At 27.8% G+C, this 20,128-nt stretch carries 18 protein-coding genes; 13 read left to right on the top strand and 5 right to left on the bottom strand.

The window, feature by feature from the left end; all coding sequences use genetic code 11:
• Positions 1-32: 32 nt before the first annotated feature.
• A complete protein-coding gene (locus KGF46_RS09785) occupies positions 33-2,939 on the top strand; it encodes an EAL domain-containing protein (protein WP_227861953.1) in 2,907 nt (968 codons plus the stop codon).
• Between the two features lie 149 nt (positions 2,940-3,088).
• On the opposite strand, the gene KGF46_RS09790 is transcribed toward KGF46_RS09785, so the two are convergent.
• Positions 3,089-4,708 (bottom strand): Na/Pi cotransporter family protein, encoded by a 1,620-nt coding sequence (locus tag KGF46_RS09790; RefSeq protein ID WP_227850419.1) that lies wholly within the window; start codon positions 4,706-4,708, stop codon positions 3,089-3,091.
• Positions 4,709-5,021: 313 nt separating this feature from the next.
• Positions 5,022-5,762: a helix-turn-helix domain-containing protein gene (locus KGF46_RS09795; RefSeq protein ID WP_227850418.1), complete on the bottom strand. Its 741-nt coding sequence runs from the start codon at positions 5,760-5,762 to the stop codon at positions 5,022-5,024.
• A 148-nt stretch (positions 5,763-5,910) separates the two neighbouring features.
• On the opposite strand from KGF46_RS09795, the gene KGF46_RS09800 reads away from it, so the two are divergent.
• The 7 genes from KGF46_RS09800 to KGF46_RS09830 all read left to right on the top strand — a co-directional run bounded on the left by KGF46_RS09800 (position 5,911) and on the right by KGF46_RS09830 (position 12,360).
• On the top strand, positions 5,911-6,660 hold the full coding sequence (locus KGF46_RS09800; protein WP_227828449.1) for a nitrogenase iron protein NifH: 750 nt from the start codon (positions 5,911-5,913) through the stop codon (positions 6,658-6,660).
• Between the two features lie 63 nt (positions 6,661-6,723).
• Positions 6,724-7,620 carry an ABC transporter substrate-binding protein gene (locus KGF46_RS09805; protein ID WP_227828450.1) on the top strand — a complete coding sequence of 299 codons (897 nt, stop codon included), beginning with the start codon at positions 6,724-6,726 and terminating at the stop codon, positions 7,618-7,620.
• Between the two features lie 16 nt (positions 7,621-7,636).
• Positions 7,637-8,617: a FecCD family ABC transporter permease gene (locus KGF46_RS09810; RefSeq protein ID WP_227828451.1), complete on the top strand. Its 981-nt coding sequence runs from the start codon at positions 7,637-7,639 to the stop codon at positions 8,615-8,617.
• Complete coding sequence (locus KGF46_RS09815; RefSeq protein ID WP_227828452.1) at positions 8,617-9,411, top strand: ABC transporter ATP-binding protein; 795 nt, start codon at positions 8,617-8,619, stop codon at positions 9,409-9,411. Before KGF46_RS09810 ends, KGF46_RS09815 begins: the two co-directional genes overlap by 1 nt.
• A 107-nt stretch (positions 9,412-9,518) precedes the next feature.
• The gene (locus KGF46_RS09820) at positions 9,519-10,796 is read left to right on the top strand and encodes a nitrogenase component 1 (protein ID WP_227861454.1); all 1,278 of its coding nucleotides are present in this window, start codon (positions 9,519-9,521) and stop codon (positions 10,794-10,796) included.
• A gap of 1 nt (position 10,797) precedes the next feature.
• Positions 10,798-12,009, top strand: a complete 1,212-nt coding sequence (locus KGF46_RS09825) for a nitrogenase component 1 (RefSeq protein ID WP_227841761.1) — start codon at positions 10,798-10,800, stop codon at positions 12,007-12,009.
• A gap of 159 nt (positions 12,010-12,168) precedes the next feature.
• Positions 12,169-12,360 carry a hypothetical protein gene (locus tag KGF46_RS09830; RefSeq protein WP_227828455.1) on the top strand — a complete coding sequence of 64 codons (192 nt, stop codon included), beginning with the start codon at positions 12,169-12,171 and terminating at the stop codon, positions 12,358-12,360.
• 99 nt (positions 12,361-12,459) lie between these two features.
• On the opposite strand, the gene KGF46_RS09835 is transcribed toward KGF46_RS09830, so the two are convergent.
• The gene (locus KGF46_RS09835) at positions 12,460-13,272 is read right to left on the bottom strand and encodes an Mrp/NBP35 family ATP-binding protein (RefSeq protein WP_227840239.1); all 813 of its coding nucleotides are present in this window, start codon (positions 13,270-13,272) and stop codon (positions 12,460-12,462) included.
• Positions 13,273-13,712: 440 nt separating this feature from the next.
• On the opposite strand from KGF46_RS09835, the gene KGF46_RS09840 reads away from it, so the two are divergent.
• From KGF46_RS09840 to KGF46_RS09855, 4 genes are all read left to right on the top strand, one after another.
• Complete coding sequence (locus KGF46_RS09840) at positions 13,713-14,864, top strand: GNAT family N-acetyltransferase (RefSeq protein ID WP_227841760.1); 1,152 nt, start codon at positions 13,713-13,715, stop codon at positions 14,862-14,864.
• 114 nt (positions 14,865-14,978) lie between these two features.
• Positions 14,979-15,617, top strand: a complete 639-nt coding sequence (locus KGF46_RS09845; RefSeq protein WP_227841759.1) for a cobalamin-dependent protein — start codon at positions 14,979-14,981, stop codon at positions 15,615-15,617.
• A gap of 1 nt (position 15,618) precedes the next feature.
• Complete coding sequence (locus tag KGF46_RS09850; protein ID WP_227828459.1) at positions 15,619-16,644, top strand: uroporphyrinogen decarboxylase family protein; 1,026 nt, start codon at positions 15,619-15,621, stop codon at positions 16,642-16,644.
• Entirely contained in the window at positions 16,631-17,251 is a 621-nt protein-coding gene (locus KGF46_RS09855) for a hypothetical protein (protein WP_227828460.1), read from the top strand. The genes KGF46_RS09850 and KGF46_RS09855 overlap by 14 nt, the downstream gene beginning before the upstream one ends.
• Positions 17,252-17,375: 124 nt before the next feature.
• Here KGF46_RS09855 and KGF46_RS09860 read toward each other — a convergent pair whose 3' ends face one another.
• On the bottom strand, positions 17,376-18,062 hold the full coding sequence (locus KGF46_RS09860) for a YjjG family noncanonical pyrimidine nucleotidase (RefSeq protein ID WP_227828461.1): 687 nt from the start codon (positions 18,060-18,062) through the stop codon (positions 17,376-17,378).
• A gap of 12 nt (positions 18,063-18,074) precedes the next feature.
• Positions 18,075-18,620, bottom strand: a complete 546-nt coding sequence (locus KGF46_RS09865) for a helix-turn-helix domain-containing protein (protein ID WP_227840755.1) — start codon at positions 18,618-18,620, stop codon at positions 18,075-18,077.
• A gap of 232 nt (positions 18,621-18,852) precedes the next feature.
• Here KGF46_RS09865 and KGF46_RS09870 point away from each other — a divergent pair, with 232 nt between their 5' ends.
• Complete coding sequence (locus KGF46_RS09870; protein ID WP_227841758.1) at positions 18,853-20,100, top strand: GntP family permease; 1,248 nt, start codon at positions 18,853-18,855, stop codon at positions 20,098-20,100.
• Positions 20,101-20,128 lie beyond the last annotated feature (28 nt).

A 20,128-nucleotide genomic window follows, 5' to 3' on the forward strand; every position in this document is an offset into this window, starting at 1 on the left:
ATATATCTACTAAGAGGGAGGAGGACAAAATTTTGAAGTTAAAATCCTTTCAATTGATTCTGATTGTTTGTATGATTTTTCTTTCTTTTCCAATAGAAATTAACTCTGCTTCAGATAGGGTTCCAGTTAAAGTCGGGTATTATGATGATGGCGATTATATGAGTCGAAATGAAAATGGAGAGTATATAGGATTTAATTTTGAATACTTACAAGAAATTACTAAGTACACTAACTGGAAATATGAAATAGTAGATTGTAAAAGTTGGGAAAATGCTTTTGAAATGTTAAAATCAGGTGAGATAGATGTTCTTCCTAGTGTCTATTATACAAAAGAACGCACAAAAGAAATGCTTTTTCCAACCCTACCAATGTGTAATATCTATACAACTTTAAATGTAAGAGTGGACGATACTCGTTATGATTATGAGGATTTTGATTCTTTTCAGGATATGAAAGTAGGTATTATTAGTAATAGTAAGGATGCTGAAAACTTTAAAGAATATTGTAAAACAAATGATTTTGAAGTTCAAATTATATCTTATAAAGAAACAGATGATTTGTTAAGAAATTTAAAAAATGGAAATCTTGACGGTGTTGCTATAACACATCTTGGTCGGACTAGTACATTTAAAAGTGTAGCACAGTTTTCTCCAGAGCCACTTTATACTGTGGTTTCAAATAAGAAGCTGGATTTATTATCTCAACTGAATTCTGCTTTGAATACATTGACACTTAGGAATTCAAGTTATGAAACAAAATTATACAATAAATATTTTTCTATAAGTACTGCTCAGAAGCCAGTATTTACAAAAGATGAGCAAGAATATATACAACAATCTGGTGAAATTTCAGCTGTGTATGATTCTACAAAGGCACCACTAGAATATGGTGATTCCAAAACAGGCGAGTTTTCTGGTGTGGTTGCTGATTTATTTAAGGAAATTACAAATAACACTGGGTTAAAATTTAGATTTATTTCTGCAAAAAGTTATAATGAAGCACTTCAAGTATCAAAAGATTCTAGCACATCTATAGTTTGTGGTATGGAAAACGATTATATTAATAACCAAAAAAACAATATAAGAACAACTCAGTATTATTTACGTGCTCCAGTAGTTTTAGTTAGTGGAGAAAAAGAAAATAAAATTAAAAAAGTAGCAGCTGTAAATGGTTCTTTAATTGGACAAAATATTACTGAAGATGGGAAACTAGATAGAACTATAGAATATTATAATTCTCCAAAAGAATGTTTTGAAGCTGTATTAAAGGATAAAGTGGATGCTGTTTATGTAAATACATATATTGCAGATTATCTATTGTCCAATCCTCGTTATGAAAAATTTTCTGTTTCGACTTTGACAAACTATGCAGAAGAAATAAGTATTGGCATTTCTGATTCTGCAGATTCAAGGTTATTTTCTATACTAGATAAATGTATTCAATACATGTCAACAGAACAAATGGACAGAATAATTTTAAAAAATACAATAATTCAATATGATATAACTTGGCAAGATATTATTCATCAGCATCCAATGGCAATTATTGGAGGAGTTATTATAATAGCAGCTATTATTATTATACTTTTGAGTTTTCTACTTTTATTAAAGTCAAAAAATAATAAACGTATTGAGAGTTTGTTATACCGAGATAGTCTTACAGGAATTTGGAATTTAAATAAATTTTGTAAAGAAGCTATTAAGAGTTTAAGAAATGCAGAAAGTGGTTCATATGTGATTGTTTATTTAGATATAAAACAATTTCGAATGATTAATGACACTTTAGGATTTTCAGAAGGAGATGAAATACTTTGTGTATTAGCTAAAGCTTTACAAAATACTGTCTCTTTTGAAGAATCTTGTGCTCGCGTTTCTGCAGACCAATTTGTTATGTTATTAAAATACAATAGCTGGGATTGCTTAGAAGAACGTCTCTTTAAGATTGATACTCAATTAAATGATTGGGTAGAAAAAATGAGAAAAACTTACCAACTTATTCTTGTATTTGGCATATACATAGTAAATGAAGTTGAAAAACATGATATATCTCTTATGCTTGACCTAGCAAATTATGCGAGAAGAAATACGGAAATAACTCACAAAAGTTGTGTTGTACTTTATGATATGACTATGAGAGAGGAAGGGTTACATCAAAGAAACCTAACAGATAGGATGCAAATAGCCTTAGAACATGGAGAGTTTGTTCCATACTTTCAACCAAAGGTAGATATGAATACAAATAAATTGGTAGGAAGTGAAGCACTGGTAAGATGGAATTATCCAGATAAAGGTATAATAAGTCCTGGAAAATTCATTCCTTATTTTGAAAAAAACGGATTTGTGGTAGAAATTGACTTTTATATCTATGAAGAAGTCTGCAAACTGTTAAAGAGATGGATAGATTTGGGATTAAATATTAGTCCAGTATCTTGTAATTTTTCCAGAATTCATTTTAATAATGAAAGCTTCTCAGAAACATTGATAGAAATAGCAGATTACTATAAAATACCTCACAAATACCTTGAAATAGAAGTCACAGAAAGCATTTTTGTTGAAAATCTCAATCAGATTTTGAGTCATTTTAATCAACTAAAAGAATCAGGATTTCCTATTTCTATAGATGATTTTGGTTCTGGATATTCATCTCTTGGTTTATTACAACAATTTTCTGTTGATATAATTAAGTTGGACCGTACATTTATACAAAAAGGAATGCATGGTAGTCGTGAACAAGCTGTTGTGCGTGGAGTGGTAAATATGGCAAAAGAATTAAATATGAAAGTTATATGTGAAGGAGTAGAAAGTATAGAACAAGTGATAAGACTAAAAGAAATTGGATGTTATTTGGCACAAGGATATTTTTATGCAAAGCCAATGCCACAAGATGATTTTGAGCAATTATTAAAAAATCCTGTACTGAAAATTAAATCAAATGTTTAGGGTACTTGTTTATTATATAAGAGAAAAAGTAAAATACATATTCCAAATATATATTAATTAAATTAAAAAAGCTATAAATAATAGAATTATTATTTATAGCTTTTTATTATATTAAATAGTTAATTAAAATTAAATATAAATTGTAATAACTATATTTTTTGTTTAAGTTTTAAAACTTGTGTTACTATGTTTGTTGAGTGGTCAGAAATTCTTTCTAAGTTAGTAAGTAAGTCAAGGTAAAGTACACCAGCATCAATTGTACAACTACCATTATTTAATCTAATCATATGAGCATTTCTAAAAGTTTTTTCTAAGTAATTTACTTCATTTTCAACTTCTAAAACTTTGTTTGCTAATTCAAAATCTTTTACATCTAAAACTACTAAAGCATCCTTAAAGTTAGTCATAGTTTTATTGTATATTTCATAGATTTCTTTTATTGCACTATCAGAGAAGTTAACATTCATTTCTTTAACAGTCATAGCCAACTCAGCTATATTTTCAGCATGGTCAGATACTCTTTCGATATCATTTACTGTATTGAAAAGTAAATCTGTTCTAAATCGTTCATCATCTCTAAGTGGTTCTTTAGAAAGTTTTAACAAATAATTTAATATATCTTTCTGCAATTTATTAACAACTTTTTCAGACTCAAAAGTTTTCTTAATATCTTCACTACTTTTATTTAAAAAACCTGCAATTGAATGTTCTAAAGAGTTTGTGGCCTTATGTCCCATTCTAACAACTTCTTGTACAGTATTACCAAGTGCTATAGATGGAGTACTAAACATTCTTTCATCTAAGTACTTAGTATTGTTTACAATTTCTGACTCAGTTTCTTTAATAGGTATAAGTTTGTTTGCTAATTTAACTATGTATTTAGAAAATGGCAATAATATTATAACATTTGTAAGATTAAATAAAGTATGTGCATTTGCTATTTGTCTAGCTGTGTCAGTTGGGTCAAAATGAGTAACTATAGCTGATATAGGTTTATTTAAAACAAGCATAAATATTATTGTACCAATGACATTAAAACTTAAATGCATTACAGCTGCACGTCTAGCATTTCTATTTGCACCAACACTTGATAAAAGTGAAGTAACACAAGTACCAATATTATCTCCATAAAGTATAGGTAAAGCAGCTGATAGAGGAAGTATTCCTTGAGAAGCTAAAGCGATTAGCATACCCATAGAAGCACTTGAACTTTGTATGATACCAGTGATTGCAAATCCTGCCAATATACCAAGTATAGGATTTTTACTAAAATATAAAAGTGTATCAGTAAATCCCTTATATTCAGCAAGTGGAGCTACTGCATCTTTCATAAATTCCATACCTGTAAACAATATACCAAAACCAATAAGTATTTCAGCTAAGTGTTTTGTTTTTTGATTTGATGTAAATAAATAAAATACTATACCTATACCTAATGCAATTGGGGCTATTCCTTCAAGATTAAATGAAACTAGTTGGGCAGTAACAGTAGTACCTATATTTGCACCCATTATTACACCAATGGCTTGACTTAGATTCATTATTCCTGCATTTACAAATCCTACAACCATTACAGTAGTAGCACTTGAACTTTGTATGATACCTGTAACAACTGTACCTACCAATACACCCATAACAACATTACTTGTTAAGAGTTCGATGATTTTCTTTAATTTGTCTCCTGCCGATTTTTGTAAACCTTCTCCCATTAAACTCATTCCATAAAGAAAAAGTCCAAGACCACCGATAAGACTAATTGCTATATTCACGACATTTCCTCCCTTAAGAAATTAATAAATTTTTTATATGAATTATAAACTTTATTAACTAAAATTTATCGTTTCCATAATATAGAATAACAAATTTTGTCAATTTAAATATTAACGTTTTGTTAAGTATAGGTTAAGAGAATGTTAAATCTTTAAGTTGTTGTTAATTTGAGAAAACTTATATCATGTAGTAATTTAAATACTTGAGGTGATATTTAGCATATTTTGGATAAAATCAACTTAACAAAGAATTAACTTTTTTCGTCAAAATATTTATAACTAAAAAATATCATTCTTTGCAGAATGATATTTTTTAGTTATAAATATTTTTATATTCAATTGGTGTAAGGTTGTTAAACTTTTTAAAAACCATACTATAATAATTTTGGCTATTGAACCCAACAAATACAGCAACATCTAGAATAGACATATCTTCTCGAAGTAAATATTTTTTACTTTTTTCGACTCGAACTTTATTGAGAAAATTAGTAAATGTATATCCACTTTCTTTTTTAAATAGGGAACAAAAATAACTTTTATTAAGTTGTAAATTATTACATATATCACTTACTGTTATATCTTCTGAGTAGTTTTTATGAATATAATCAATAGTTTTTTTTACATAAAAACTAAGAGCTGGTTTGTGTTTCATTTTATCATTACATATTTCTGATAAAAGATTTGATATATAATCTATACATGATAGAGGCTTAAATGGTATGTCAGAAAACTCAATATCATTATTAATGCATGATTTAAAAGGTCCTATAACAAAATAGCCACTAGAAATATCAAATTTATGTATCGGCATAATTAAAAATTGTATGTCATCGCAAAAACTTAACATTATATAGGACAAGTTTTTATTAGATATAAAATCTGTACTTTTTATATTATTGAATATGTTTAAACTAGAAAAGTACTTTTCTAGTTTATCATTGTAGCCAACGCTACAAAGTTCTTTTAAATCCTTATTAATCACTTTTGTTGGGATATTACAACAGTCAAAAAAATCATTAATGATAAGTTCTATATCATCTTTAAAACATTTCAAAAAATCACCTCATTTAAATTTATACAAATATTTTTATAAAAAAACAAATATAGTTAAGAATTTAAAAAACATATCGCGTAAAATAGTTGTTGCGAATGATAATTAATTTCGTTAAATAATATTATGATGTAAGAGAGGTAAAAAGTCAATGAAAAAAATAGCTATTTATGGGAAGGGAGGAATTGGAAAATCAACAACAACTTCCAATTTATCTGCATCACTTTCTCATTTAGGATATAAGGTTATGCAAATAGGATGTGACCCTAAATCAGATTCTACTAAAAATTTAATGAAAGGAAAATTTATACCAACAGTTCTCGATGTCATGAAAGAGAAGAAAGATGATTTGAAACTTGAAGACATAGTATTTGAAGGATATGGTGGAGTATTATGTATTGAAGCTGGAGGACCAACTCCAGGAGTAGGGTGCGCTGGAAGAGGTATAATAGCGGCTTTTGAAAAATTAGAAGAATTAAAGGCCTTTGAAATATATAATCCAGATGTAGTAATTTACGATGTACTTGGAGACGTTGTTTGTGGAGGATTTTCAATGCCAATAAGAAATGGATTTGCAAATGAAGTGTATATAGTAACTTCTGGAGAAATGATGTCAATGTATGCTGCTAGTAATATATCTTTAGCTGTAGAGCAATTTAAAAATAGAGGATATGCCTCTTTAAAAGGACTCATATTAAATGCTAAAAATGTTGAAAATGAATTAGAATTAGTTGAAAAATTGGCTGATGAAATAAAAAGTAAAGTTTTTCACTATATACCAAGAAATAAAATCATGCAACAGTCTGAGAATAATGGAAGAACCGTTATAGAAGAAGATAAAGATAATGAAATGTCACAAGTATATATAGAACTTGCAAATAAGATTATACAAAGTAACTAGATAGATATAGGTTTAAATAGAAAATACAGTTTTAAAATAAAGTTTATTATGGAGGAAATTTTTATGAAATTTAAAAAAATATGCTCAGTATTTTTACTTAGCGCATTAATATTAACAGGATGCTCAAAGCCATCAAATGATGAGTCTGCAAATAAGGAGTCAGATAACAACGTAAAAGTTGTCTCAGCCACAGTAGCAGCAACACAAGTATTGGATAAATTAGATGCTACTTTAGTAGGCATTCCAACGACTAAATCTGAACTACCAGAAAAATATAAAAATCTACCAGAAGTAGGACAAGCTATGAATCCTGATTTAGAAATTGTAGCCTCTCTTGAGCCAGATGTATTTATAGTTGATAGTATGTTTAAAGAAAATGTTGAAAAGAGTATGAAAGAATATAACCTAGATACATTCTATTTTGAAACTGGAACATACACAAAGTTTCTTAAAAGCATAGAGAATTTGGGTAATAAAATAAATAAACAAGATGAAGCAGAAAAACTTATAAAAGAGCTAAAAGGAGTAGAAGAATCTGTAGTAGAAAAGTCAAAAAAACAGGATAAAAAACCAAGGGTAGCTATTTTATTTGGTGGTGGAAATAATTTTATGTTAGCTACAAAGAGCTCATATCTTGGTGACTTGGTTAAAACAGTAGGTGCTGAAAATATAGCTGATAACTTAACAGATAGTGTGGATTCAGATTATATACAATTTAGCTTAGAACAAATTATAAAAGAAAATCCAGATTACATACTTAGATTTGCACATGGGAATATAGAAGAGACTAAAAAAGCATTTGATGATTCTTTTGATAAAAATCCTGCATGGGATACATTAAGTGCAGTAAAAAATGGAAAAGTTATAGATTTAGACTCAAGTATATTTAATGTATCAGCAAATATACATGTCAAAGATTCAATAAATAAATTGGGAGATATCTTATATGGAGATAAATAAATTTTAGGTGAAGAATATGGATAATAAAAAAGTATTATTGATATTTACAGGGTTGATAACTGTAATTATTTTATTAATTGTTTTTTCTACTGTAGGGAGTGTAAATTTAAGTATTGGGGAAATATTTGATGCATTGATAAATGAAAATAATGCAATGGTTACTACCATAGTTTATAAGATGAGGTTACCTAGAAATATTTTAGCAGCGTTAGTTGGTGCAAATCTAGCAGTTTCAGGACTATTGTTACAAGCTGTTATGAAAAATCCATTAGCAGACCCTGGTATAACAGGTATATCTACAGGAGCAAGTGTAGCTGCTATTATAATATTGCTTTTATTTCCACAATATACAAGTATGTTGCCAATAGTTGCTTTTATAGGAGGGCTCATATCTTGTGGAGTAGTATATTTGATGGCGTATAAAAATGGGCTTAGACCAGAGCGAATTATACTAGCTGGAGTAGCTGTAAACACTATATTAGGTGGTGTGATATCATATTTATCAACTATGTATAGTGAAAGAATTCAAAGTGCAATGTTGTGGTTAAATGGAAGTTTAGCCACAAAGACTTGGTTAGATGTAAATATGCTAATATGGTATTCTGTTATAGGATTGATAGGAGCTATTTTCCTCATCAGAAGTGCAAATGTACTACAATTAGGAGATGATGCAGCTACAAATCTTGGCTTCAATGTAAATAAAAGTAGGTTTTTAATCTCATTAGTAGCTATATTTTTAGCAGGTGTTTCTACTTCAATAGTTGGTGTCATCAGTTTTGTAGGTCTTATAGTACCACATATAACGCGTATGTTGCTTGGCAGTGACCATAAATATACGATACCATTTAGTATAGTACTAGGGAGTATTGTATTATTAATTGCAGATACATTAGCAAGAACAATAGGAGGCTCTATAGAGATTCCAGTAGGCGTTATTATGTCTATAATAGGGGGTCCATTCTTCTTATATTTATTAAGAAAGAGAGGCAGTTATTAATGTTCAATGTAAAAAATGTCAAAATAGGTTATGAAGATAAGATTATCATAGACAATCTGAGTGTGAGCATTAAAGAAAAAGAAGTGGTTTCTATATTAGGTCCAAATGGTTCAGGAAAATCTACATTACTTAAGTCCTTATCTAGAATTTTGAAAATTAAACAGGGTGACATATATATCGGTAAGAGAAATATGAAAGTCATGAGTAATAAAGAAATTTCGAGAAAAGTGGCATTATTAGCTCAACATAATGCCTCCCTAAAGGATATAAAAGTAAAGGATTTAATATATTATGGAAGAATACCACATAAAGGTTTTTTTGAAAGTAAAAATAAAAATGATGAAGAAATAGTAAATTGGGCAATGAGAAATACAGGTCTTGAAACATATAAAGATAAATTGGTAAGCAATTTATCTGGAGGAGAAAGACAAAGAGTATGGTTAGCAATGGCACTTTGTCAAAAGCCAGATATACTTTTATTAGATGAACCTACAACATATTTGGATATATCTCATCAATTAGAACTAATGGAGCTTGTAAAAGATATAAATAAAAAATTTGGAATGACTATAATTATGGTTTTGCATGATATAAATCAAGCGAGCAAATACAGTGATAGACTTATTATTATGAATAATGGTGCTATAGTAGCGGATGGACATCCTAATAATGTAATAAGTGAAGAGATAATAAAAGATGTTTACAAGGTAAAATGTGATATAGATATAGACCCAATTAGTAAAAAGCCTAGAATTCATCCAATAATGTTATGTAGAAGAACTAGTAGTATATAAAATTTTAATATTTAAGATGACTATAGTTGAAAAAATATAAAAAGTAATATAAGTGTAACTTTAAATTTATAAAGTTGTATAAGTAATAGGATTGGAAAGGAAAAAATATGTATACTTTAAATGTATTAAATAGATTAAAAGATATAGCGTATGATAAAGATATAAAATCTTTATCATATGCTGTGTTTCCAGGGACTCATTGTCCATTGTTTGGAGTTGTATTAACTGCATCATATATAAAAAACATGGCTCTTGTGATAGTAGGAACAAATGAATGTACTTATTATAGTAAAAATTTTGCATATCATAGACAGTCTGGTCAAGATAGTGTTTATTCAGTAGTCTTAAAAGATAAAGATATAGTTTTTGGTGCAGAAAAAAAAGTAATAGAAGCTGTAAAGTATATTTCAGAAGTTGAAAAATTTGATGCAATAATGATAGTAACTACATGTGTACCAGAATTAATAGGTGAGGATTATAATGCTTTATCTGAGGAATTGGAAGAACTGATTGGTGTACCTGTTTTAGCAGTTAATACCGAACATTATACTTGTAATTCTCATATAATTGGAATGACCAGAGCTTTAAAGAGTTTATCATCAGTTATGGAGAATTATACAAATAAAAAAGGTGTTAATATTTTAGGGCATAGACAAGAGAATGTAGAAGATACAGAGCTTGTAAAGTTACTTTCTAAAGAAGGTGTAAAAATAAATTGTGTAATACCATCTAAATGTACTATAAGAGATATAAAAAGTGCATCTAGTGCTAAATTAAATATAGTAACAGATATGATAGCATTGGATTTAGCAGAAGATATGAAAAATAAATTTGGAATAGAATACATATATTTTGATAAAAACATGAAAGAGTCAATTATAATGGAAAACTATAATAAACTTTGTAACATTTTAGACATAGATGTACAAGATGAATTATTAGAGCAAAGACAAAGATATAATTTGTTATTGAATAAATGTAGACTTCTAATGGAAGGTAAAAAGCTAATTTATGGGAATACACCAATGATGGCATTTGAAACAGTGGATTTCTTAACAGAATTAGGGTTAGTGCCAGAATTTATACAAGTGCGTGAACTTTATGAACAAGATAGTTTATTTAAAGACAACATAATAAAAAAAGGACACAATCCATATGTAAGCAGAATTGCAAATATAGCACCACTTAGAAGTTTGTATGATACTATAAATGCAGATATTTATATAGGTCATGAAAGTCCAATGTTATTAAAAGAAAAGGGACTTATACAAATAACGTTAGACGAACATGCACAAAAAATAGGATTTGAGCTTCCAATAGGCATAATGGAAACTTTAATTAAATTATTTGATGTGGAGAAAGTTACAAGAAAGGAAGTGATTTAATATGGAAGTATATAAATATTTTCCAAATCCTTCTGATAGAATGGGAATAATATTTACAGTATCATCAATAAGCGAAGCCTGTGTCATAGAATTTGGTCCATCAGGAACAACTCACTATGCTATAGAAGCAATTGGAAGTTTAAATGGAGAAGACAAAGCAAAGATTTATTCAACTCATATGAGTGAAAGCGATGTTACGTTTGGAAATTATGATAGATTAGAAAAGGCTATAATTGAAATAGATAATAATATTAAACCCAAGTATATATTTGTAATGGCTTCATCTGTATCTTCTATTATAGGTGTGGATATAGTAGGAATCTGCAATATTATAAGTGATTCCGTAAACTGTAAGCTAATCCCAATCACAACAGGTGGATTAAGAGAAGATTATAATCAAGGAGTTGAAGATTTTCTTTATATATTAGCAAAGGATGTAGTAAAAGAGAGCAATGAAAAAATTGATAGCTTTAATATAATTGGATGTAATATAGACCAATATAATTTTTTATCAGATTGTGAAGAAATTAAAAGGATGATAAAGGCTTTTTTCAAAAAAGAAGTAAATGTAACCTTTACATCATACACATCAATTGAGGAAATAGAAAATGCATCTAAGTCTAGTCTAAATATAGTACTTAGGAAAGAAGGTATCAAAGCAGCAACTTTTATGAAGGATAAGTATAATATACCTTATGTATATAAAAAGCCTTATGGAATAAAAAATACTGAAGAGTTTATTAAAGACATACAAAAAGTAACTATGTGGGATTTGAATAAAAGTGCTTATGAAGCTGAAGTATCTAGCATAAAAAGACAAGTATTTAATATAAAAAGGAAGTTTTATTTTTATGAGGGAAGCAAAAAATGTGCTGTATTTGGAGATTATGACACTGCTTTAGGGTTTAAAGATTTATTAAATGAATTAGGTCTTGAAGTTGATAGAGTTAACATATTACATAATACAGATTGTAAGGACGAATCCGTATATATTGGAAATAATGAGTTAGATAGAAACAAATATTTAAAAGAAAATGAGTTGTTGGTTTTATTTGGAGATGGTACTAGTATTGATATGAATCATAATTCAAAGTTAGATATACAGATAAGTAATCCAAACTTAAAAAGTGTAAATATATATCCATATACACCATTTGTTGGATTAAGAGGAGTGCTTTACATAATTGAAAGAATACTTAATATATCACTATAAGATAGATTTATTAAAACGTTAATGCATATTTTTTCACAATAATTTATGAATTCTGTTAGGATTTGTAGGATATGGGATATAATATAAATAAGTAAATTTTGTAAGTAGAGAATTTATTTGCTTTATTTTAATTATGTTGGAGAAGTGGGGGAATAGGTTATGGAAAGACTAATGGAGCTTTTAGAAAGAAAATTTTTAAAAGATGTAGAACTCTTAGAATTGGAAGATATAGAAAATGTAGTAGAGTGTAAAATGACACAGCCATACAATGCTCACTATAATGAATATCTAGTAAAAGTGAAAAATGGAGATATGATAGAAGAATATTTTGTGTATTTAAAACATAGATAGATGTAAAAGAGGTGTGTATTTTATTTGTAATATTACAAAATAAATACACACCTCTTTTTTTAGTGTTAAAGTGTAAAACTATAAAATTTTAATTTATATCTATTTAATATTTTCAACAATATCAGTTAATACTGAGTCTAAATCATTACTAATTTCTGTAACACCATTATGAGTAATATCTATGATTTCTTTAGTCATAGGAAGTTCACCTAGAAGTTTTAAATCTAAGTCATTTAAAAACTTTTCAGTAGAGTCACCATCAAATAATTTGATTTTTTTAGAACAATCAGGACATTGAATATAACTCATATTCTCAATAACTCCAAGAACGTTTATGTTCATTTTTTTAGCCATATTAACAGCTTTTGATACAATCATAGATACCAAATCTTGAGGAACTGAAACCATAACTATTCCACTTATAGGTATAGATTGCATAACTGTTAATGCAACATCTCCAGTTCCAGGGGGCATGTCTATAAGTAAATAATCTAGTTCTTCCCAAAGTACATCAGTATAAAATTGTTTTACAACTCCTCCAACTAGAGGTCCTCTCCAAACAACAGGCTCATTTTCGTCATCTATCATAAGATTTATAGACATTACTTTTATGTTATTTGAATTTTCTACAGGATAAATATAAGAGCCATCAGAATAAGCTTTTACATTTTTTAGACCCATAAGTCTAGGAATACTTGGTCCTGTTATATCAGAGTCTAATATACCAACTTTGTATCCCATTTTATTTAGTTTATTAGCAAGTAAAGCAGTTACAGTCGATTTCCCAACTCCACCTTTCCCACTCATAACACCAATTATTTTTCCAAATTTATTGTTAGGGTTATTTTCAATAGAACAATTTGATTGACTATTACAATTTCCCTTTGATGGACATGAATTACAATCTGCCATATCTATTACCTCCAATTTTTAGTATTTATTAGATTATTTGTAACCTACATATACTATTTTAGTACAATTAAACAATAAAGTCATTATTTAAAAGCAACTTAGAATATTTTCTATTAAGCAAATAGTAATTTATTATAAAAAAAAGAAGGTAATAAAAAAATATAACCTTCTCAATAAAATGGTTGTTTCAATTGACCTATAGAGTTTAATCATATAAATATATAGGAAATATTTCAATATATTATACATAAATGGTCATTTTATAAGTATAACTGGAAAGTATATATATTTTTTATAGAAGTTTGTTGAAAAACAATTAAAAATCATGAAGAAAAAAGATATAATTAGAAATGTAGTGATAAATTTAAAAACGTGGTAATAAATATTTTACTAAGAATGATAACATTGAAATATTTTAAATAATATCAGGAGGAATATAGATGGAAATAAAACCAAGAAGTGCAAAAGTAGAAGAGTTTAATAAAGTAACAGGATTAATAAACTATGTGTTTAGAATATCAAGAAATTATAAGCCAACTATGGTGGAAGAGTTTCCACTTTTATTGAATAAAGATAACATAGAAAATATGATTATAATATCAGAAAATGAAAAAGTAGTTTCAGATGTAAACTATTTGGTACAAGATGTATCTATTCAAGGAAATAAACTAAAGGTTGCAGCTATAGGTGGAGTATGCACACATCCAGATTATGAGAAGAAGGGATATTCATCTAAAATACTAGATAAAGCAGAAGAAAAAATGTTTTCTGATGGTGTAGATGTTTTAATTATTTCAGGGACAAGAAGTTTATATAGTAGAAGAAATTGCAGTGTGGTGAAGAGTTTCTATAAATATACAATAAAGCCAGAAAATATTGAAATACCATATGAAATAGTTGAATTTGATGAAACTAATTTTGAAAAAGATACTGATTTAAATAAAATGATTGAATTATATAATCAAAATAGTACTAGATTTATAAGAACAAGAGATGAATTTAAAAAATTATTACATGCAGCTACTCTTGCTTGGGGACCAATTAATTATAAGAAAGTATTTATAAAAGATAATAATAACATGATAGGATATTTAATAATAAGAACAATAAAAAAAGAGTACTCTATTGTAGGAGAAGTAGTTGAACTAGGATTGAATAATATAAATGTTGAAAATGTATTAAAATATACTACGAATAAATTTGGTTTAGAGTATTTAGACTATAAGGTACATGTAAGAAATCTAAAAGACCAATTAGAATGTAATGAATTAAAGTCTTTAGATTATCAACAAGGAACAATTAAAATAATAAATTATAGTAAATTATGCAATAATTTAAAAGGTTATTTTAATCAATATGTAGATTCTGAACTATTAGAGCATATTGAATTTAAACAAGTTGAAAATAAATATATCATCAAATATAAGGAAGAGGAGCTTATAATAGAAAGCTTAGATAAACTTAATAAGCTATTTTTTGAAAGAAATGAAGAACAACACAATGAATTTAAACATTTGAAAAATCTATATGAATTTACTACAAAAGTATTTCCTATAGATTTTCCATGGACTGCAAATTTAAATTATCAATAATTATTATACTTTTAACCTAAGATTTGATAAGAAATGTTCTTAAAGTATGAACTAATTTTTTATTGAATGTTAGTAAAGTACTTTTATGAAGGAATTGGAAAGGATGAGTATTATATGGATATACTTGAAAAGATAGCAGAATGTATATTAAATATGGATGTAAATAATATAGAAGGCTTGGTAAAAACTGCTATAGAGGAAAATATTAATGTAGAAGATATATATGAATATGGGTTAAACAAGGGTATGATAGGTACTTTAGACAAATTTGAGAATAAAGAATACTATCTTTCAGAAGTGATAGTATGTACAGATGCATTAAATAAAGGTATTAATCTCTTGAAGGGAACTGACAAAATAAAAGAAAAATCAAAGGGAGTAATTTTAATGTCTGTAGTAGAAGGTGATACTCATGAGATAGGAAAAAATATTGTAAAAGTAATGGTTGAAGCCACTGGATACAAAGTAATTGATTTAGGTGTAAATAGAAAAAGCGAAGATATAATAGAAGAGGCTATAAAAAACAATGTAGATATAATAGGTTTATCTTCAATGATGACAACGACGATGGAAAACATGAAATCAGTAATAAATAGGCTTAACAGACTTAATCTAAGTAAAAGGCCAAAGGTAATAATTGGTGGAGGTCCTGTAAGTATGGATTTTGCAGAAGAAATAGGTGCAGATGGATATAGTCCAAATGCTCCAAAAGCAGTTAAATTAATAGACAAACTTATAGGAGGAGAAATTTAGAATGTTTTCAGATATGACTTTATTGCAATATATAAATAGTGAAGATAGAGGATTTTTCCTGCCCGATATGGGTACAAATGGTTTATTTTTGATAAATAAAAAAGCATATGAAGTATATGATAGTGTAGATATACAATTGGAATTAGCAAGAACTATGGATAAATATTTTGAATCAGATTTTATATATTCATTTTGTGATGGGATTACATTTTGCGAGACTCTGGGATTAGAGACACTAAGACCAGATTATGATTTTCCAAGTGTATTGACACATACAATAACAAATAGTGAAAAGTTAAGAAAATTAGATGTGCCAGACCCATATACAAGTGGACGTATGCCACTTAATCTAGAAAGCTTATCACTAATATCAAAAACTATAAAAAAACCATTATATGAATCAATACAAGGTCCATTTACTCTTGCGGGTCAATTAGCTGGGGCTACACAACTTTTGAGGTGTATAATAACTGATAAAAAATTTGTGGAGGAGTTATTAGAATTCACTACTGAGTTAGTAAGGAGATATGCTGTTGCTGCAAATAAAGCAGGTGCAAAATATATTTCAATAGCAGAGCCAACATCAGTAACTTTAAACAAAACTAGATTTGATGAATATATAGTAAAAAATTTAAATAAAGTATATGATGAACTTGATTGTTGGAAAGGTATGCATATATGTGGAGATACAAGAGAGTTGTTAGATAATATGTTGAGTTGCAATATAGATGCAGTAAGTTTAGACCAAATTCTAGACTATGAAGAGATTGCACCAAGAATTCCAAAAGATATAGTTTTAATTGGAAATTTAGACCCAATAAAACTTCTTGGACGTTCCACACCTGATAAAATAACAAAAGAAACACTAAAGTTGTTAAAAAAGATGAGAAAGTATGACAATTTCTTATGCGATTTTGGTTGCAACTGTTTAAATACAACACCAGTAGAAAATTTACAAGCAGCCATAAAGGCAGGGAGAATTAGTTATAAAGAATTAGATAGGATTGATATGAATGAGTTGGAATAACAATGAAAATATGCCTTATTTAGAATATATAGATTTAGAAGATATTTATATAAATAAAGATACAGTGCTAAAGTTTTTGGGATATTCGAATAGAAAAGTTCCAGAAATGATTAATGGAATAGTTGAAGAAGAAATAAAAAGTATAAAAAGTATATTGAATATTAAGGTTTATGTAAGTGAAATTGATATTGATAAAATGCCTAAAGAGTGTAAAAAGGCATTTGCCATTTTATATACCGTAGGAGATAAAATTGACATTAAAATGAAAGATTACATGAAAAATTGTAATATGATGGCAGGTTTGGCACTAGATAAAATAGGTATAGTGTGCTTAGACTACATCAACGAGAAAATAAAAATGTATTTAAAGGAAACCTATAGTAATCTCAATATATCATATGAGATATATCCAGGAGATAAAGATTTTAAAGTTGAAAACCAAAAAGATATTTATGAATATGTAAAAAATAAATACGATAATCTAGAAATAGAAATCAATGATTATCATCAATTATCTCCTATAAAAAGTGTTGCGATGCTTATTTTAATGGGAGATAAAGAAAACACTGAATCAAGATGTAGTAAATGTATTAGAAAGTGTTTTTAGAAATTTTTACAAGATTAAAGTTGATATTGGTAAGTTGCAATAATTTTTTTAGCTTAAAGATATGCTAGCTAAAAAAATTATTGCAAAATAATAAGATTCTACTTGATATACTCATACTTACAGATTATAATAAATTTTTTAATTCAATGAGAGTATTTATTTCATAAGTGGGTATAGAACTAGTATAATTTATACTGTTATTGGAGTTTAGCCAACAAGTATCTATTCCTGAATTTATTCCTCCTAATATGTCTGAAGTTAAACTATCACCAATCATCAAAGCAGAAGTTTTATCATAACAGTTAAACTTCTTAAATGCATATTTAAATATTTCAGGATTTGGTTTTGATACTTTTACTTCTTCTGATACAATCATTCCATCAATATATTCTTTTATTTCTGAGTTTTTAAGTCTATTATTTTGGACTTTAGAAATTCCATTTGTTATTATGATAATTTTGTATTTACTTTTAAGATATGATAATACATCAAGTGCACCTGGCATTAAAAAAGTACATTCTGCCAAAAGATTTAAGTACATTTTACTAAGAATTATAGGGTCAACATTTAAGTTCATTTCCTTTGCAAAAAGTTCAAATCTAAGTAGTTTAAGCTCATCTAAAGTTATAGTGTTTTTTTCAAGGTCAAGCCAAAGTTTATCACTTATATTTCTATATATTTTTATAAATTTTTCAAAGTCAAAATCTAATCTAAATTTAGATAAAAGTTTCTTAAAAGCATAAGATTCACTCTTTTTAAAATCAAATAAAGTATCATCTGCATCAAAAAATATAAATTTATATCTCTTCATAAGGTCTACCCTTTATAGTATAACTGCAAAAACTACTTTGCTTTCACTATCAGAATCATTTTGCCATTTATGCTTTGTTCCTAAAGGAACCTTAACGCTATCACCCTTAAATAAAGTAAATTCATCATCATCCATAAAGAGTTTGACTTCTCCCTCTAAAATGTATGCAATTTCATCTCCATTATGAGTAATTCTATCTACACAAGAAGATGTATTTGGAGCCAAATCCATAATAGCAAATTCTAAATTACCACTAGAATCTGGAACTAAAACTTCATATACAACATCATTACTTCCAGGTAAAATAACTTTCTTTCTACTATCGTGTCTCACTATTAAACTTTTTTTGTCTACTTCAGATACAAAAAATGTAAATAGAGGAACATTTAGAGAAGAGGCTATAGATTTTAATGAATTTACAGATGGATTAGCAAGACCTCGTTCTATTTGGCTCAATAATGATGGTGTAACATCTGCTAGTTTTGCTAAATCTCGAATACTTAGATTTTGTTTTTTTCGAACTTCAGCTATTTTTTCTCCTAAATTTAAATCATTCATATAAATATCCTCTCTTTTTCGTTTTAAAAATATTACTTTAAAATAATCTAAATAAAAAGATTATATAGTATGAAATCATTATAACATATAAGATATAATTTTGAATAAATAATGTTAAATCTAATTGAATAAATTAAAATATAATTGACAAGTGGATACAGAATACTTAAAATATATTTAAATAAAATTAAATAAAAAATAATTAACTTACTTTAAGATAGGAGGGGATATTGTGCAAATAACAACTTTTGGAGCTATATTTGGCTTATTAGTAGCAATTATTTTAATTATAAAGAAATTTCAAGCTGTATATAGTTTAATGTTAGGGGCATTTGTTGGGGGAATAATTGGAGGCGCAAGTATAACAGAAACTGTAGATTTTATGGCAACTGGAGCTATGAATATCTCACCATCAATTCTTAGAGCTTTAGCATCAGGTGTATTGGCTGGAAGTTTAATAAAAACAGGAGCAGTTGATAAAATATCAGAACAAATCGTAAGGATATTAGGAGAAAAGAGAGCCTTACTTTCTATAGCTGCTTCAACTATGGTACTTGCAGGAGTAGGAGTAAATTTGGATGTATCTGTAATAACTGTAGCACCAATAGGTTTATACATAGGAAGAAAATTAAACTATTCTAAATTAGCAATACTTTTAGCTATGTTAGGTGGAGGCAAAGCAGGTAATATAATATCACCAAATCCAAATACTATTGCAGTAGCAGGAAATTTTTCTGTAAATCTATCTAGTGTTATGATAGCAAACGTAATTCCAGCAATTGTTGGTATTGTGTTTACTGTTGTTTTGGCAAGTGCATTAATAAATAAAGGAAACAATGTAGAATCATATGAACTTTTGGAACAAAGAGAGGATTTACCAAATTTGTTTAAGTCATTATGTGGTCCAATTGTAGCTATATTTTTATTGTTTCTAGGAAATATATCACCTATAGTAATAGACCCTATGGTTGCACTTCCTGTAGGAGGAGTAGTAACCTTAATCGCGACAGGAAATTTGAAAAATACAAGAGAGTATTTGTCTTTTGGATTATCTAAGATGCAAGGTGTATGCATATTATTACTTGGAACAGGGACTATTGCGGGGATTATACAAATGTCTGAATTACAACAGAGTACAATAGGTATACTACAATATTTAAATATGCCACAATTTTTATTAGCACCGATTTCAGGTATACTTATGTCACTGGCAACAGCATCATCAACAGCTGGAGCCACTATAGCATCATCAACTTTTTCTGATGCTATATTAAGTGGTGGATTATCACCAATTTCAGGAGCATCAATTGTTAATGCAGGTTCCAGTGTATTTGAACAATTACCACATGGTTCATTATTTCATACTAGTGCAGGCAGTATAAATATGGATATAGGTGAAAGATTTAAATTGATTCCGTATGAAGCACTAATAGGGATAGTAATGACTATAGTTTCAACATCTATACAATTAATCTTATAATAAATATAGATATTTAATGAAAAAAGTA

Source organism: Clostridioides sp. ZZV14-6153, assembly GCF_020657855.1.
Lineage (GTDB): Bacteria > Bacillota > Clostridia > Peptostreptococcales > Peptostreptococcaceae > Clostridioides.